The sequence below is a fragment of the Leucobacter celer subsp. astrifaciens genome (genome assembly GCF_001273835.1).
In the GTDB taxonomy this organism is placed as follows: Bacteria; Actinomycetota; Actinomycetes; order Actinomycetales; family Microbacteriaceae; genus Leucobacter; species Leucobacter celer.
This window is the reverse complement of the sequence record NZ_JHEI01000053.1, coordinates 1-212: the sequence shown is the minus strand read 5'-3', so window position 1 is coordinate 212 and position 212 is coordinate 1. Positions and strand designations below refer to the sequence as shown.

The 212-nt window shown below is 60.8% G+C and carries 1 pseudogene; it reads right to left on the bottom strand.

Going from position 1 to position 212, the window contains the following annotated elements:
- Positions 1-212 (bottom strand): annotated as a pseudogene (fumC, locus tag AMS65_RS00135) (class II fumarate hydratase); the annotation flags it as partial.

Below are 212 nucleotides of genomic sequence, written 5' to 3'. Positions count from 1 at the left end.
ATTGTGGGCGCCAGCGCCGTCACCAGCATCAGCGATTCGCGCATCAGCTGGTCAATGCGCTTCACGTTGGCCTGGGTGCCCACGACCAAGTTGTCGGTGAAGCTGGAGGCCGCATCGCCCAGAAGCTGCATGGATTGCAGCACGTTGTAGGACATCATCGGGTTGTAGACGTTCAACTCGAAATGCCCCTGCGACCCGGCAAAGCCCACGGC